The following is a 14971-nucleotide window of genomic DNA, read 5'->3' on the forward strand; positions in this document are numbered from 1 at the left end:
ATCCAGCGGGAGGCGTGCCAGGAGGATTGCCATGGCTCATGTCGAGATGACGCCGGCCGTGGCCGGCGAGGCGGCGTCACAGCCCCCTCGCCGCCGCTCTGTTCTCGGTTCCATCGAGGCGGCGCTCGGATGGCTGGTCGAAATCCCGGCGGCGATCCTTGTCGTCGCCGAGGTCGTGATCCTGTTCGCCGGCGTGGTGTCGCGTTACGTGCTGCATGCGCCGCTGATCTGGTCCGACGAGCTGGCGTCGATCCTGTTCCTGTGGCTTGCGATGCTTGGGTCCGCGGTGGCGTTCCGCCGCGGCGAGCACATGCGGATGACGGCATTGGTCGCAAGCGCCGGGCCGAGGCTGTGGGCCTATCTCGACGTGGTCGCGACCTGCGCCGCGCTGGCGTTCCTGATCCTGATCGTACGGCCGGCCTATGAATACGCCTACGAGGAGAGCTTCATCACGACGCCGGCGCTGCAGATATCCAACACCTGGCGCGCGGCGGCGCTGCCGGTCGGTATCTGCCTGATGGCGCTGTTCGCACTGCTGCGGCTGGCGCGGGTCGGCAATTTCAAGACCTTCCTGCTGGCGGCGCTGACGGTCGTCGCGCTGATCGGCGTGTTCTGGCTGGCGCAGCCGATGCTGCGGCCGCTCGGCAACCTCAACCTGATCATCTTCTTCGTCGGCGTGGTCGGCTTCTGCGTGTTCGCCGGCGTGCCGATCGGCTTTGCCTTCGGCATGGCGATCTTCGGCTATCTGGCGCTGACCACGCGGACGCCGCTGATGGTGCTGGTCGGCCGGATGGACGAGGGCATGAGCCATCTCATTCTGCTGTCGGTGCCGCTGTTCGTCTTCCTCGGCCTGCTGATCGAGATGACCGGCATGGCGCGCGCGATGGTGGCGTTCCTGGCGAGCCTGCTCGGGCATGTCCGCGGCGGCCTGCATTACGTGCTGGTCGGTGCCATGTACCTGGTCTCCGGCATCTCGGGATCGAAGGCCGCCGACATGGCGGCCGTCGCGCCCGTGCTGTTCCCGGAAATGAAGGAGCGCGGCGCCAAGCCGGGCGATCTGGTCGCCCTGCTCGCCGCCACCGGCGCGCAGACCGAAACCATTCCGCCGAGCCTGGTGCTGATCACGATCGGCTCGGTCACCGGCGTCTCGATCTCGGCGCTGTTCACCGGCGGCCTGTTGCCGGGCGTCGTGCTGGCAATCACGCTGTCGGGGCTGGTGTGGTGGCGCTACCGCGGCGAAGACTTGAGCCACGTCCAGCGCGCCACCGGCGGCGAGATCGGCAAGGCGCTGGTGTTCGCCCTGCCCGCATTGGCCCTGCCCTTCGTGATCCGCTACGCCGTGGTCGAAGGCATCGCCACGGCCACCGAGGTCTCGACCATCGGCATCGTCTACGCCTTCGTCATCGGCCTGTTGATCTACCGCAAGTTCAACTGGCGGCGGCTGGTGCCGATGCTGATCGACACGGCGTGCCTGTCGGGCGCGATCCTCTTCATCATCGGCACCGCGACCGGCATGGCCTGGGGCCTGACCCAATCCGGCTTCTCGCGCGCGCTGGCGGCGTCGATGGCCGGGCTGCCCGGCGGTTCGGCGACCTTCATCGCGGTCTCGATCCTGGCCTTCGTGATCCTGGGCAGCGTGCTCGAGGGCATTCCGGCCATCGTGCTGTTCGGGCCGCTGCTGTTTCCGATCGCGCGCCAGGTCGGCGTCCACGAGGTGCACTACGCCATGATCATCATCCTGGCGATGGGCATCGGATTGTTCGCGCCGCCGTTCGGCGTCGGCTATTATGCCGCCTGCGCCATCGGGCGCGTCGATCCGGCCGAGGGTATCCGGCCGATCTGGGGTTACATGCTGGCGCTGTTGATCGGCCTGATCATTGTCGCCATCTTCCCCTGGATATCGATCGGTTTCCTTTAAGGCAGCTTGCGGATGGGATAGAGCCATGAGTGCAGCTCAAAACCAGTACTCGATCGGGCTCGACAAGACGCCCGCCAACTACGTGCCGCTGACGCCGCTGAGCTTCCTGGCGCGCTCGGCCGCGGTCTATCCCGACCACATCAGCGCGGTCTATGAGGGCCGCAGCTTCACCTGGAAAGAGACCTACGAGCGCTGCAAGCGCGTTGCGTCCTATCTGGCCGGCCGCGGCATCGGCCACGGCGATACGGTCGCGGCGATGCTGCCGAACATCCCGGCGATGAACGAGCTGCATTTCGCGGTGCCGATGACCGGCGCGGTGCTGAACGCGCTCAACATCCGCCTCGATGCGGAATCGATTGCGTTCCAGCTCGATCATGGCGGCGCGAAGATCATCCTCGTCGACCCCGAATTCTCCGGCGTGATCGCGGAAGCCCTGACCCTGATGAAGGGCCCGAAGCCGTTCGTGATCGACGTCGATGATGCCGCCTTCAGTGGCGGCAAGCGGATCGGCGAAATCGAGTATGAGGCGGCTGTCGCGTCAGGCGACCCTGCATTCGCCGAGCGGCCGCCGGCCGACGAATGGGATGCGATCGCGCTGAGCTATACGTCGGGCACAACAGGCAATCCGAAGGGCGTCGTGACCCATCACCGCGGCGCCTATCTGAACGCTGTCAGCAACATCCTCGCCGGCAATCTCGGCCAGCATCCGGTCTATCTCTGGACGCTGCCGATGTTTCACTGCAACGGCTGGTGCTTCCCCTGGACCATCGCGGCGACCGCCGGCGTCAATGTCTGCCTGCGCAAGGTCGACCCCGCCAAGATCTTCGAATTGATCCCGCAGCACGGCGTCACCCACATGTGCGGTGCGCCGATCGTCTACAACACGCTGATCAATGCGCCCGACGCGCCGAAGGGCGGCAAGGCGAAGTCCGTCGTCGGCCTGATCGCCGGCGCGGCGCCGCCGGTTGCCGTGCTCGAGGGCGCCGAGCGGATCGGCATCAAGCTGACCCATGTTTACGGGCTGACCGAAGTCTACGGCCCCGCCTCGGTCTGCGCCGAGCAGCCGGGTTGGGACGAACTGTCCGCCGATGCGCGTGCGCAGCTGAAGCGGCGTCAGGGCGTGGCCTACCCGCTGCAGGAAGACGTCACCGTGCTCGATCCCGAGACCATGCGCGAGGTGCCGCGCGACGGCGAGACCATCGGCGAGGTCATGTTCCGCGGCAACATCGTGATGAAGGGCTACCTGAAGAACGAGAAGGCGACGCAGGAAGCCTTTGCCGGCGGCTGGTTTCATACCGGCGATCTCGGTGTGCTCGACGAGCACGGCTACGTCATCATCAAGGACCGCTCCAAGGACATCATCATCTCCGGTGGCGAGAACGTCTCCTCGGTCGAGGTCGAGGATATCCTCTACAAGCACCCGGCTGTGCTGTTTGCCGCTGTGGTCGCCAAGCCCGACCCGAAATGGGGCGAAGTGCCCTGCGCCTTCCTCGAGCTGAAGGACGGCGCCAAGGCGACCGAGGCCGAGATCATCGCCTATTGCCGCGAGCACATGCCGGGGTTCAAGACGCCGAAGTCTGTGGTGTTCGGCGTGATCCCGAAGACATCCACGGGCAAGATCCAGAAATTCCTGCTGCGCAACCAGGTCGGATCGGCCAAGGCAATCTCGGCCTGAGCGTTGGCGCTCAGCCCTCTGCAAGGCGGCCGAGCAGCCCGTACAGCAGTCGCCTCTCGTCGGCCTTGAGCGGCGCCAGCGTCGTCGCGGTGCATTCGATCTCGATCGGGATCAGCTGCTCGACAAGCGCCACGCCGGCCGTGGTCAGATCGATCAGGATCAGCCGCTTGTCGGTCGCATCGCGCCGGGTCGCGACCAGCCGCCGCTTCTTCAGCCGCAGCACGACGTCACGGATATTGGCCGGCTCCATCGCAACCAACCGCCCAAGCAGGTTCTGCGACAGCGCCCCGCGCTCATAGAGCCGGGCCAAGGTCGCATATTGCGGGGCCGTCAGATCGTAGGACCCGATCCGGTCGACCAGATTGGACGAGGCGCGCTGATAGGCCCGGCGCAGCAGGAAGCCGGCCTGGTCCTCCAGCCGGTAGCCCGACGCAACGCGTCTGACCGGCGCGTCCGCTTTAGTCGACGTTCTCGGCATCGCGGTACATCACCTTGTGGCGCGTGGTCGAAACCCATTCGTCGATCTGGGCTTCGGTCATGAAGTGCTGATCATCGAACCTGTTCCAGTTGCTGATATCAGCCAGGCTCTTCTTCCAGCGCTTGTACGGCGGCTTGGCCGGCGGACCGAAGCACATGATGTCGAGCACGGACAATTCATCGGGGATGCCGAGCAGCGGCTTCATCGCCTGCTGCGCCTTCTCCTGCCCGATCGCGGTCACCCACCAGACGTTATAGCCGAGCGCTGCCGCTGCGAGATGCGCCGACATCGTCGCCGCCGCCACGCTCTGCAGCAGGATGCGCTCGGCATTCTCCTTGTACATCTTGTCGAGCTCGGAGCCGTCGTTGAGCACGGGAAACGCCTTGACCCAGCGGAAGTCGCTGGCGACGACGATGAAACCGGGGGCCGACGCGAGGCCGCGATAGTCGGGCGTTGGAAACTTCATCTTGAGCCGGGCGCGGGCGACCTGCTCCTCGCGGAAATACTCCGTGATCTTGTTCTTGAGGTCCTGATCGGTGACGGAAATGAAGTGCCAGGGTTGTGCATTGGCGCCCGACGGCGCGTGCCGCGCGGTCTCCAGGATCATGTCGTAATGCTCCGGCGGCATCACGTAGCCGGAATCGAACGCCCGGGTCGTCAGGCGGTTCTTCACGACGTCCATCAGCGCGTCATATCGCGTGCGATCGGTGTAATCGCGCGTTGCCACGGCTTCCGTCATCTGCTCCTCCCGGTCTATCGTTATCGTTATGATCATAACGATATGCCCTTTGCGTGAAAGGTCAAGACAGGACCGTTGGCGATCGTATGCAACCGCCGCCTGCCGAGCGGCGGGTTCATGGCGGTGGTCGCGGGAAAACCCGATCCGAATGGGGGAAGTCCCCTGCGCCGCTGTCGAACAGAGGGAAGGCGCGCGGGTGACGGAGCCCGCACGTTCCCGAAGACATCGGCCGAAAGATCCAGAAATTTCGGCGGCGCTATCGGTTCGGTTCAGCGAAACGGTTTTGGGGTGAGGCAATCACATGATCGTCGTTCGCCGGTAGACACAGCGAGCGATGCCTCACCGCGTCGATGAAGGCCAGGATTTCTGCAATCGCGGGATCCGCGTCGGCCAATTGCCTTACTTCGTGCAGACGCGCGGCAAACACACCGGGGCCGCGAAATAGTTTCTGATAGAACGCCCGGATCACCGCGAGGCGTTCGCGGGTAAATTCGCGGCGTCGCATGCCAACCAGGTTGAGCCCGGCGAGACCCGCGTACTGGCCGCTTGCAAGGCCAAACGGGATGACATCGCCACGTACGCAACTCGTAGCCCCGATCATCGCCTGCGCCCCAATTCGAACGAATTGATGGGCGGATGAGAGGCCTCCCATAAAGACAAAATTGCCGATTTCGCAATGGCCGCCCAGCGTCGCGGATGTGGCGAAGATGACGTCGTTCCCTATGACGCAGTCATGACCGACATGGCTGCAATTCATGAAATAGCCGCGATCGCCGACGCGGGTAACACCGCCACCCGCGACGGTTCCGGCATTCATGGTGACGTGCTCGCGGATCGTACAATCCTGGCCGATCTGAAGCTTGGTCAGTTCGCCGCGATAGCTCAGGGCTTGCGGAGGCGTGCCGAGCGAGACGAACGGATAGATCGTGCAGCCGCCACCGATCGTGGTCTCCGCGGTCATGTGTACGTGGGCGATCAGCTTGCAGTTTGCGCCGATAACGACACGGGAACCAATAACGCAATAAGGACCAATCGACGTGCCGGCGCCGATCACCGCCCCATCCTCAATCCGCGCAGTGGGATCGATGAGCATACAGTTCCCTCAAAAACGGATTATTCGCGACCTTCAGCAGAGGGCAAGCTCAGGCAGAGTGCAAGCTCAAATGCCGTCCGCCGGGTGTGACCGGTCGGATTTATTGCCGCGCGACGCGACCGGTTGCTTCAGCCTGCCCGATCGAGCGTCAGGCGCATGCCGTCATAGGCCGGGATCACGCCGGCCGGCAGGCTCTGCCGCAGCACCTCATAGTCGAGGTCGGAATGCATGTTGGTGATGACCGCGCGCTTCGGCTTGAAGCGCTCGATCCACGACAGCGCGTCGGCAACGCTGAAATGGCTCGGATGCGGTGCATAGCGCAGGCCGTCGACGATCCAGAGATCGAGACCTTCAAGCGTCGGCCAGCTCTCTTCGGGAATGTCGTGCAGATCGGGCGTGTAGGCGGCATCTCCAATGCGGTAGCCGAGCGCGGGAATTTGGCCATGCTTCACCAGGAAGGCCTCGAGCTTCAGCGGACCGCCCTTCCCCTGCACCGTGTGGCTCTCGCCGGCCTCGATCGAATGCCGGGTCAGGATCGGCGGATAGTCGCTGCCTTCCGGTGAGATGAAGCAATAGGAGAACCGCGCCATGATGTCCTTGGCGGTCGACTGGTTGAAGTAGACCGGGATGCGGCGGCGCTGGTGCAGCACCACCGAGCGCAAATCGTCGATGCCGTGGGTCTGGTCGGCATGCTCATGGGTCAGGAACACCGCATCGATGTGCTCGACATTGCCGTCGATCAGCTGCTCGCGCAGGTCGGGCGAGGTATCGATCACGACCCGCGTGGTGCCGTGCTCCATCGTGCGCTCGGCCATGATCGAGCAGCGGCGGCGGCGGTTTTTGGGATTGTTGGGATCGCAGGCGCCCCAGCCGAGCGCCGGACGCGGCACGCCGGCGGATGAGCCGCAGCCCAGAATGGTCAGCGTCAGCGTCATGCAGCAACCTTCGGCGCCGGCACCTTGGAGAACAGCCGGAAGAAGTTTTCAGTGGTCTGCCGCGAGATCTCCTCCAGCGAGACGCCGCGCGTTTCGGCGAGCACCTTGGCGACCTCGACAACGTAGGACGGCTCGTTGCGCTTGCCGCGGAATTTTCCGGGCGCAAGATACGGCGCGTCGGTCTCGACCATGATGCGATCGGCCGGCAGCTCGGCAGCCAGTGCGCGCAGGGCCTCGGACTTCTTGAAGGTCAGGATGCCCGTGAAAGAGATCGACAGCCCGAGCGCGATGGCCTTCATCGCGAGCTCGCGGCCGCCGGTGTAGCAATGCAGCACGGCCTTGAACGGCCCCTTCGCGATTTCGTCCTCCAGGATGCGGCCGCAATCCTCGTCGGCCTCCCTGGTGTGGATGACGAGCGGCAGGCCGGTTGCGCGGGCCGCGGCGATATGCGCGCGAAAGCCGCGCTCCTGGGCTTCGCGCGAGCCATGCTCATAGAAATAGTCGAGCCCCGCCTCGCCGAGCGCCACGACTTTCGGGTGCTTGGCGAGCTCGATCAGTTCGCTCGCAGGGATGCCGTCCTCTTCGTCGGCATGATGCGGATGGGTGCCGACCGAGCAGTAGACGTCCGGAAAGCGCTCCGTGATCGCGAGCAAACCGCCGAGCCGCTTGACCCGGGTCGAGATCGTGACGATGCGGCCGATACCGGCCGCTTGGGCGCGCCCGACGATCCCGTCGAGATCGTCGGCGAAGTCAGGGAAATCGAGATGGCAGTGACTGTCGACCAGCATGACTTTCGAACCGCTCACTCGGTCTTCGGTTCAACGTAGCGTGGGAATACGCCGACAGGCGCCGGCAGAACCGTGCCCGGCTTGATCCGCTCGGCGACATCAGCGAAGCTACGCGCATCCGCTGATATGCCGAGGCTATCGAGCATCTTGCGGCAGGATTCCGGCATCACCGCCTGCGCCATGATCGCGATCTGACGCACGACTTCGGCGGTGACATACAGCACCGTCTTCTGGCGTGCCGGATCGGTCTTCGCCAAGGCCCATGGCGCCTCGCCGGCAAAGTAACGGTTGGCTTCGGCGACCACGGCCCAGACGGTGTTGAGCCATTGATGGATCTGCTGCGTCGCCATCGCGGTCCGCGACGTCTCCAGCATGGCGTCGGCCTGCGCCAGGATCGCCTTGTCGTTCTCGCTGAACTCGCCGGGCTCCGGCAGCACGCCGCCGAGTTGCTTGGCGATCATCGACAGCGATCGCTGGGCGAGATTGCCGAAATCATTGGCGAGGTCGGCATTGATGCGCGCGACGATGGCCTCGTGGTTGTAATTGCCGTCCTGGCCGAACGGCACCTCACGCAGGAAGAAGTAACGCACCTGGTCGACGCCGTACTGGTTCGCCAGATTGAAGGGATCGACCACGTTGCCGACCGACTTCGACATCTTCTCGCCCCTGTTGAACAGGAAGCCGTGCGCGTAGACGCGTCTCTGCAACGGGATGCCGGCCGACATCAGGAAGGCCGGCCAGTACACCGCGTGGAAGCGGATGATGTCCTTGCCGATGATGTGCACGTCGGCCGGCCAGTAGCGCCAATTCTTGTCGTTCTCGTCGGGATAGCCGACGCCGGTGATGTAGTTGGTCAGTGCGTCGACCCAGACATACATCACGTGCTCGGGATCGTTGGGGACCTTGACGCCCCAGTCGAAGGTAGTGCGCGAGATCGAGAGGTCCTTCAGCCCGCCCCGCACGAAGCTCATCACCTCGTTGCGGCGCGAATCCGGGCCGATGAAATCGGGCTGGCTCTCGTAGAGATGCAAGAGCTTGTCCTGGTAGGCCGAGAGCTTGAAGAAGTAGCTCTTCTCCTCGACCCATTCGACCGGCGTGCCCTGCGGGCCGCGGCGGACATTGTCCTCGCCGACGGTAGTCTCGTCCTCGGCGTAATAGGCCTCGTCGCGCACCGAATACCAGCCGGCGTAGGCGTCGATATAGATGTCGCCATTGTCCTGCATGCGGCGCCAGATTTCCTGCACCGACTTGTGGTGCGCAGGCTCCGAGGTGCGGATGAAGCGGTCGAACGAGACGTTGAGCCGCTCGTCCATCTCCTTGAAGCGCGCGGCGTTGCGGGTGGCGAGATCGTACGGCGTCATCCCCTCGCCGGCCGCGGTCTGGATCATCTTCTGTCCGTGCTCGTCGGTGCCGGTCAGGAAGAACACGTCCTTCGCGTCGAGCCGCTGGAAGCGCGCCAATGCGTCGGTCGCGATCGCCTCATAGGCGTGGCCGATGTGCGGCTGGCCGTTCGGATAAGCGATCGCGGTGGTGATGTAGTAGACGTTGCCGCGGTCCGCGGCGGGTGCCGGGACGGACGCGGGCGCAGCAGCCCTCGCCGCGGGTTTCTGTTGCTTGGGCGCGCGGATAACTGCCGCCTTCGGAGCCTTCTCGGCAGCAGGAGGCTTCGGCGCAGCGGGCTTCCTTGCGGCCGGAGCGACGGCCGCCGCGGCTGCCTTCTTCGGCGGAGCCTTGGTGGGCTTCGTGGCAACCTTCTTGGCCGCCTTCTTGACGGCCTTTTTGGCGACCTTCTTCGCCGCAGATTTCTTCGCGCCCTTGGCGCCCGTCTTGGCTTTGGTCGCCTTCTTCGTCTTCTTGGTGACGCGCCCACCCTTCTTGGTCTTGGCAGCGCGTGACTTCGCCGTGGCCTTCCTGGTCGCGCGAGCGGGCGATGCCTTCTTCGTCTTCTTGGCCTTTTTCGACGATTTCTTCTTAGCGGTCGCCACCACGGAATCCTTTGCAGATCGAAACGAGATTGTCGGGAGTGTTGTCAGACGGATGTGTCTTCGGACGAGTGTGTTTTCGGACGAGAGCGCATTCAGACAGATTGTTTTCAGACTTGGCGTCTATCGGGTCGCGTCCGCGAGCATCGAAAACACCGAGAAAACCAGCGGCTTGCGCTCCAGATTGTAGGCTTCGGTATCGCGCGCGGCGCGGACGATCTTTTCCCATACCTCCGCAAGCCGTGCAAGGCGCGGCAGATTGGCATTGGCGTCGCCGGTGCGCATGCGCTCGCTCATCCAGCGATCGATGCCGTCAATGAAAGCGGCAAGCGCGACGCGGTCGCTGGTGCCGAGCGCATCGCCCAGTGCGTGCAGCTCGCGCGGATCGACGCTCGGAAGCGTTGCCAGCAGCGCGGCCGTGCGCTGCTGCAGCTTGAGCGCGTCGCCGCCGAGCAGTGATAGCGCCCGCCCGACGCTGCCCTCAGATGCTGCCGCGGCTTCCGCCAGCGCAGGATCGTCGGCCGCAATGTCGGTTGCGGCCGTGGCCGCGCGCAGAACATCGCCCGTCTCCAGCGGCCGCAGCAGCAATTTGCGGCAGCGGGACAAGATGGTGGGCAGCACCCGTGACGGTGCGTGGCTGACCAGCAGGAACAGCGACTGCTGCGGCGGCTCCTCGAGGATCTTCAGCAGCGCATTCGCAGCATTGGGGTTGAGCTCATCGACGGTGTCGACGATGCAGACGCGCCAGCCGTCGACGGCTGCGGTCGAGCCGAAGAACGAGATCGTCTCGCGGGTCTCGTCGACCGTGATCACGGTGCGCATCACGCCGCGGTCGTTGAGACCGCGCTCCAGCACCAGCAGCCCGCCATGGGCGCCCGCCGTGATCTGGCGCGCCACCGGATCGGACGGATCGACCCGCAGCGTCGGCGCCGCCTGCACCTGGGACGACTTCGGATTGCGGAACGCCAGCACGAACCGCGCCATGCGATAGGCCAGTGTCGCCTTGCCGATGCCCTGCGCGCCGCCGATCAGCCAGGCATGCGGAATTCGTCCGCTGCGATAGGCATCGAGCAAGGCAGTCTCCGCCTCGCGATGCCCGAACAGATCGGGGGTTTCGCGCGGGTGGCGAGCGGGGCTCTCCTGTTCGACCTTGCGTGCGCTCATGCGGGACTGTCTGCCGTGAGCGTTGCGCGCAGATGCTCGCGCAGCGCGGCCCAGATTCGCGCCGCGACCGTGTCCGGATCGGCCGTCGCGTCGATCAGCACGCAGCGTTGTGGATCGTCAGCCGCGATCTTGCGGTAGGCATCGCGTAAATCCTGATGGAACTTGATGCCCTCGGCTTCGAAGCGATCCGCCGTGGCATTGCCGCGGCGCAGGGCGGCGCGCTGCAGTCCGACCTCGACCGGCACATCGAGGATGAAGGTCAGGTCGGGCTTGAGATCGCCGATGGTGACGCGCTGCATGGCGTTGACGAGACCGGGCGACACCTGCCCGAGCTGGCCCTGATAGGCGCGCGTGGAATCGAAGAAGCGATCGCACAGTACCCAGATGCCCTGGTTGAGCGCCGGCAGGATCACGGTGCGGACATGGTCGTCACGCGCGGCGGCAAACAGCAGCGTCTCAGCTTCCGGCCCGAGCAGCTTGCCCATCCCCGACAGCACCAGGTGACGGATGATCTCGGCCCCGGGCGAGCCGCCAGGCTCGCGGGTCACGATCGCGCGCAGCTTGGCGACATCGAGCCGTTCGGCGAGCTTGCGGATCTGGGTCGATTTCCCCGATCCCTCGCCGCCCTCAAAGGTGATGAAGCGACCGCGCAAGCTCGGCCGTTGGACTGCTGCTTCCGCCATGTCAGAGCTTCTCGACCCCAGCGCGGAACATTCCGATCACAAGCTCCTGGGCGCCGTCGAGCGCGCGGCGCATCGTCGATCCCGTACCGACGGCATCGGCGGCGAACACCGGAGTTTCCATCGCGACATTGCCGCCGCGCCAAACCCGGACGACGCCGATCTGCTGGCCGGCGGTGACCGGCGCCTTGACCGGGCCGCTATAGATGACGCGCGCGAGCAGCTTGTCATTGCCGTTCTTGGACACCATGACCTTGATCGGATCGGGGCTGACCAGCTTCACCGAGCGGCTCTCGCCACCGAACACCCGGGCGTAGCCGACCGGCTGGTTGGCCGCGATCAGGACCCGGGTCTCGAAGCTGCGGAACCCCCACTCCAGCATCTTCTTGGCTTCGGTGGCGCGGTCTTCGGAATCTTCGAGGCCGTTGACCACGACGATTAGCCGCGTGTCGTTCTGCACGGCCGAGCCGACCATGCCGTAGCCGCCTTCCTTGGTGTAGCCGGTCTTCAACCCGTCGGCGCCGGGCAGAGCGTTCAGCAGCGGATTGCGGTTCTGCTGGCGGATCTTGTTCCAGGTGAATTCCTTCTCGCCGAACAGCTTGTAGCGCTCCGGGTAGGTCAGGATGATGTGGCGCGCCAGCACCGCGAGTTCCCGTACCGTCATCTTGTTGGTCGGGTCGGGCAGCCCGTTGGAATTGCCGAAGGTCGACTTGGTCATGCCGAGCTCGCGGGCGCGCTTGGTCATGAAGTCGGTCGCAAAGGTATGCTCGTTGCCGGCGATGCCTTCGGCCAGCGCGATGCAGGCGTCGTTGCCGCTCGGGATGATCGCGCCGTGCAGGAGGTCGTCGACCGAGACCTTGCTGTTGATCGCCGCGAACATCGTGGAGGTCCCGGACGGCGCCCCGCCCCGCCGCCAGGCGTTCTCGCTGACCCGGTATTCGTCGGTCAGCTTGATATCGCCCTTCTTGATGGCGTCGAACACCACCTCGGCCGTCATCAGCTTCATCATGCTGGAGGGCGCGCGCAGCTCGTCGGCGTTCTTCTCGAACAGCACGCTGCCCGAAGAGGCCTCGACCAGGATCGCGGTCGGCGCATCGCCGTCGAACCCGCCCTCTTCCTTCTTGGCGCCCTGGACGCTGTTGTTGGCGGCATAGACCATTCCGCCGCAGCCGATCGCCAGCACGACCGCGGCCGCGATCACGGCACGCCATCCACGCCCGGCGCGAGCGAACAACGTGCGGGGAATTGCGGTATGGGCTGCCATCGGCGATGTCCTGAAAGACTGCGTTCTAACAGCTGGAAGTATCGCAAACAACTGAGGTTTCGCCGCTTGTGCACGGCCGGCTGGATTGCCGGCTGCGCTGAACGCCCGTATCCTTGGAACCAGCTAACGACAGCAGAACCGGCAAACAAGGCGGAAACGCGAATGTCATCCTCCCGCACCATCTCCGCCAACGGCATCGACATGTTCGTGCGTGAGGCCGGGCAAGGCCCACTGGTTGTGCTCTGCCATGGCTGGCCGGAGCTGTCCTACTCGTGGCGGCACCAGATCGCAGCGCTCGCCGCGGCAGGCTTCCGGGTCGTCGCCCCCGACATGCGCGGCTTCGGCCGGACCACTGCGCCAGCCGACGTCGGCGCCTACACGATCTTCGATACCGTCGGCGACATGGTCGCGCTGGTCGCCGCGCTCGGCGAGCAGAAGGCGATGGTCGTCGGTCACGATTGGGGCGCGCCGGTTGCCTGGCACGCGGCGCTGTTCCGCCCTGACATCTTCACCAAGGTCGCGGGCCTCAGTGTGCCGCCGCCGTTCCGTGGCCGCGGCCGTCCGTTGGAAACCCTGCGCGAGAGCGGTATCACCAATTTCTACTGGCAGTATTTCCAGCCGCCCGGCGTGGCAGAGGCTGAGTTCGAACGCGACGTCGCCCACACCATGCGGCTGGTGCTCGGGCGCGGCGTCTCCGATCCGAGCTCGATGTTCGTCGACGAAGCCAAGGGCTTCCTCGGCAAGCTCCCGGCTGGAATGCCGCTGCTGGCCTGGCTGACCGAGGCTGATATCGCCGAATTCGCCGAAGGCTACCGGCAGTCCGGCTTCCGCGGCGGTCTGAATTGGTACCGCAATCTCGACCGCAACTGGGAGCTGACCGCGCCCTGGCAGGACGCGCAGATCCATCAGCCGTCGCTGTTCATCGCCGGCTCGAACGATTCGGTGATTACCGGGCTGATCGGTGCCAAGCGGGTCGCGGACATGGAACGCGTGCTGCCGAACCTGCGGCAAAAGCTGATCATCGAGGGCGCCGGCCACTGGATCCAGCAGGAGCGCCCCGCCGAGGTCAACGCCGCGCTGATCGCATTTCTGAAATGATCAGGCCAAAAGCTTGATTCGCAACGGCTTGGTTCAGTAAGCCGCTTGGCTCAGTAGAGCCCGCGCCCGCTCAGGACTTCGGCGGGTCCACGCGCGTCGATCGGCACGTAGGTGGCCGCCGCCGGGCTCGGGGCCGCGGCATAGTGGGCGTCACCCTCGTAGGAGACTTCGCGCGGATTGTTCGGCACGCGGCGGTGCGATCGGCTCGAGGCCGACATTTCCGAGGTGGCGTTGGCCGAGGCATAGTCGGCCTGGGTGTTGCCAAGGCTGTAGGGCCGCCCCTCCGGCAGCGGAACGTCGCCGCGGACCCGGCCCGACGAGGACGACATTTCAGGCACGAACGGCCGCGCGGAGGCGACCCGGACCATCGACGGCGACGGCGCCGGTGTTCCGGTGCGCAGGGTTGCCATCAGCTGGCGGTCGTCGGAGCCTTCGAGCGGCGCCCGCCCGACGTATTCGACGCGGACACGCGCGACGCCATTGCCTTTGAAATCAAGCAGTTCGGCGGCTTTGTTCGAGACGTCTATGAGGCGGTTGCCGTGGTACGGGCCGCGGTCGTTGACGCGAACAACGAGCGATTTGCCGTTGCTCAGATTGGTGACGCGCGCGTAGCTCGGCATCGGCAGGGTCGGATGGGCGGCCGTAAGCGAGCCCATGTCGAACACCTCGCCATTGGCGGTCAGGCGGCCGTGGAAATCATCGCCATACCAGGACGCCATGCCCTCGGCGCGATAGTTCTCGTTCTCCTCCGGCACATAGGTGCGGCCGGCGACGACATAGGGCTTGCCGATGCGGTAGGTGCCGCCGCCCTTCGGCACGGGGTCACCGAGCGCCACGACCCGCGGGCTCGAGGATACACCGTACTTGGGATCGATCCGGCTGGTGAGCTGGTTCGAGGAGGCGCAATTGGCGAGGACGAGGCACGAGGCCACCGCAACGGCGCCGCGCGCCGTCCGGATCATCGAATCTGGCCGTCTAATCCCCATCTGCCCCAAGTACCATTCTGCAGGACCCGCGCCTACTTCGAGGCGTCGGGATCGATTCTGTCACTGTGCGGCCCACCTCCGCAGCAGATGGTGAAGATATCGCAACCGGAACACGGCGGAAATGGGGAGAGCCATGAGGCGGTGGCGTCTTGGTGAATGGTCTGTTGCGCC

General features: G+C 65.2%; 13 protein-coding genes. 3 read left to right on the forward strand and 10 right to left on the reverse strand.

Annotated features, from left to right (window positions below; all coding sequences use genetic code 11):
* Positions 1-31 precede the first annotated feature (31 nt).
* Positions 32-1918 carry a TRAP transporter large permease gene (locus tag BraRD5C2_RS01980; protein WP_223966471.1) on the forward strand — a complete coding sequence of 629 codons (1887 nt, stop codon included), beginning with the start codon at positions 32-34 and terminating at the stop codon, positions 1916-1918.
* Between the two features lie 25 nt (positions 1919-1943).
* Positions 1944-3593, forward strand: a complete 1650-nt coding sequence (locus tag BraRD5C2_RS01985) for an acyl-CoA synthetase (RefSeq protein WP_223966472.1) — start codon at positions 1944-1946, stop codon at positions 3591-3593.
* A gap of 10 nt (positions 3594-3603) precedes the next feature.
* Here BraRD5C2_RS01985 and BraRD5C2_RS01990 read toward each other — a convergent pair whose 3' ends face one another.
* The 9 genes from BraRD5C2_RS01990 to BraRD5C2_RS02030 form a co-directional block, all read right to left on the reverse strand.
* Positions 3604-4071 (reverse strand): MarR family winged helix-turn-helix transcriptional regulator, encoded by a 468-nt coding sequence (locus BraRD5C2_RS01990; RefSeq protein ID WP_223966473.1) that lies wholly within the window; start codon positions 4069-4071, stop codon positions 3604-3606.
* Entirely contained in the window at positions 4052-4810 is a 759-nt protein-coding gene (locus BraRD5C2_RS01995; RefSeq protein ID WP_223966474.1) for a nitroreductase family protein, read from the reverse strand. Before BraRD5C2_RS01995 ends, BraRD5C2_RS01990 begins: the two co-directional genes overlap by 20 nt.
* A 256-nt stretch (positions 4811-5066) precedes the next feature.
* Complete coding sequence (gene lpxA / locus BraRD5C2_RS02000; protein ID WP_223966475.1) at positions 5067-5903, reverse strand: acyl-ACP--UDP-N-acetylglucosamine O-acyltransferase; 837 nt, start codon at positions 5901-5903, stop codon at positions 5067-5069.
* A 128-nt stretch (positions 5904-6031) separates the two neighbouring features.
* Entirely contained in the window at positions 6032-6838 is an 807-nt protein-coding gene (locus BraRD5C2_RS02005; RefSeq protein WP_223966476.1) for an MBL fold metallo-hydrolase, read from the reverse strand.
* The gene (locus tag BraRD5C2_RS02010) at positions 6835-7626 is read right to left on the reverse strand and encodes a TatD family hydrolase (protein WP_223966513.1); all 792 of its coding nucleotides are present in this window, start codon (positions 7624-7626) and stop codon (positions 6835-6837) included. Before BraRD5C2_RS02010 ends, BraRD5C2_RS02005 begins: the two co-directional genes overlap by 4 nt.
* Positions 7627-7640: 14 nt before the next feature.
* Entirely contained in the window at positions 7641-9611 is a 1971-nt protein-coding gene (gene metG, locus BraRD5C2_RS02015; protein WP_223966477.1) for a methionine--tRNA ligase, read from the reverse strand.
* Between the two features lie 120 nt (positions 9612-9731).
* Entirely contained in the window at positions 9732-10772 is a 1041-nt protein-coding gene (locus tag BraRD5C2_RS02020; RefSeq protein WP_223966478.1) for a DNA polymerase III subunit delta', read from the reverse strand.
* Positions 10769-11455, reverse strand: a complete 687-nt coding sequence (tmk, locus tag BraRD5C2_RS02025) for a dTMP kinase (RefSeq protein WP_207839864.1) — start codon at positions 11453-11455, stop codon at positions 10769-10771. The genes BraRD5C2_RS02020 and tmk overlap by 4 nt, the downstream gene beginning before the upstream one ends.
* Before the next feature lies 1 nt (position 11456).
* A complete protein-coding gene (locus BraRD5C2_RS02030) occupies positions 11457-12716 on the reverse strand; it encodes a D-alanyl-D-alanine carboxypeptidase family protein (RefSeq protein ID WP_223966479.1) in 1260 nt (419 codons plus the stop codon).
* 162 nt (positions 12717-12878) lie between these two features.
* Here BraRD5C2_RS02030 and BraRD5C2_RS02035 point away from each other — a divergent pair, with 162 nt between their 5' ends.
* Positions 12879-13814: an alpha/beta fold hydrolase gene (locus BraRD5C2_RS02035; protein WP_223966480.1), complete on the forward strand. Its 936-nt coding sequence runs from the start codon at positions 12879-12881 to the stop codon at positions 13812-13814.
* 50 nt (positions 13815-13864) lie between these two features.
* On the opposite strand, the gene BraRD5C2_RS02040 is transcribed toward BraRD5C2_RS02035, so the two are convergent.
* Entirely contained in the window at positions 13865-14800 is a 936-nt protein-coding gene (locus tag BraRD5C2_RS02040; RefSeq protein WP_374707944.1) for a septal ring lytic transglycosylase RlpA family protein, read from the reverse strand.
* Positions 14801-14971: the final 171 nt, after the last annotated feature.

The sequence above is a fragment of the Bradyrhizobium sp. RD5-C2 genome (assembly GCF_019972155.1).
Taxonomy (GTDB): Bacteria; Pseudomonadota; Alphaproteobacteria; order Rhizobiales; family Xanthobacteraceae; genus Bradyrhizobium.

What these genes read in the sequence shown, in the direction of transcription:
- BraRD5C2_RS02020 (WP_223966478.1), bottom strand. Translation starts at nt 10,772, where the DNA reads ATGAGCGCACGCAAGGTCGAACAGGAGAGCCCCGCTCGCCACCCGCGC.
- BraRD5C2_RS02035 (WP_223966480.1), top strand. Translation starts at nt 12,879, where the DNA reads ATGTCATCCTCCCGCACCATCTCCGCCAACGGCATCGACATGTTCGTG.
- BraRD5C2_RS01985 (WP_223966472.1), top strand. Translation starts at nt 1,944, where the DNA reads ATGAGTGCAGCTCAAAACCAGTACTCGATCGGGCTCGACAAGACGCCC.
- BraRD5C2_RS02040 (WP_374707944.1), bottom strand. Translation starts at nt 14,800, where the DNA reads ATGGGGATTAGACGGCCAGATTCGATGATCCGGACGGCGCGCGGCGCC.
- tmk (WP_207839864.1), bottom strand. Translation starts at nt 11,455, where the DNA reads ATGGCGGAAGCAGCAGTCCAACGGCCGAGCTTGCGCGGTCGCTTCATC.
- BraRD5C2_RS01990 (WP_223966473.1), bottom strand. Translation starts at nt 4,071, where the DNA reads ATGCCGAGAACGTCGACTAAAGCGGACGCGCCGGTCAGACGCGTTGCG.
- BraRD5C2_RS02005 (WP_223966476.1), bottom strand. Translation starts at nt 6,838, where the DNA reads ATGACGCTGACGCTGACCATTCTGGGCTGCGGCTCATCCGCCGGCGTG.
- BraRD5C2_RS02010 (WP_223966513.1), bottom strand. Translation starts at nt 7,626, where the DNA reads ATGCTGGTCGACAGTCACTGCCATCTCGATTTCCCTGACTTCGCCGAC.
- BraRD5C2_RS01995 (WP_223966474.1), bottom strand. Translation starts at nt 4,810, where the DNA reads ATGACGGAAGCCGTGGCAACGCGCGATTACACCGATCGCACGCGATAT.
- BraRD5C2_RS01980 (WP_223966471.1), top strand. Translation starts at nt 32, where the DNA reads ATGGCTCATGTCGAGATGACGCCGGCCGTGGCCGGCGAGGCGGCGTCA.
- BraRD5C2_RS02030 (WP_223966479.1), bottom strand. Translation starts at nt 12,716, where the DNA reads ATGGCAGCCCATACCGCAATTCCCCGCACGTTGTTCGCTCGCGCCGGG.
- lpxA (WP_223966475.1), bottom strand. Translation starts at nt 5,903, where the DNA reads ATGCTCATCGATCCCACTGCGCGGATTGAGGATGGGGCGGTGATCGGC.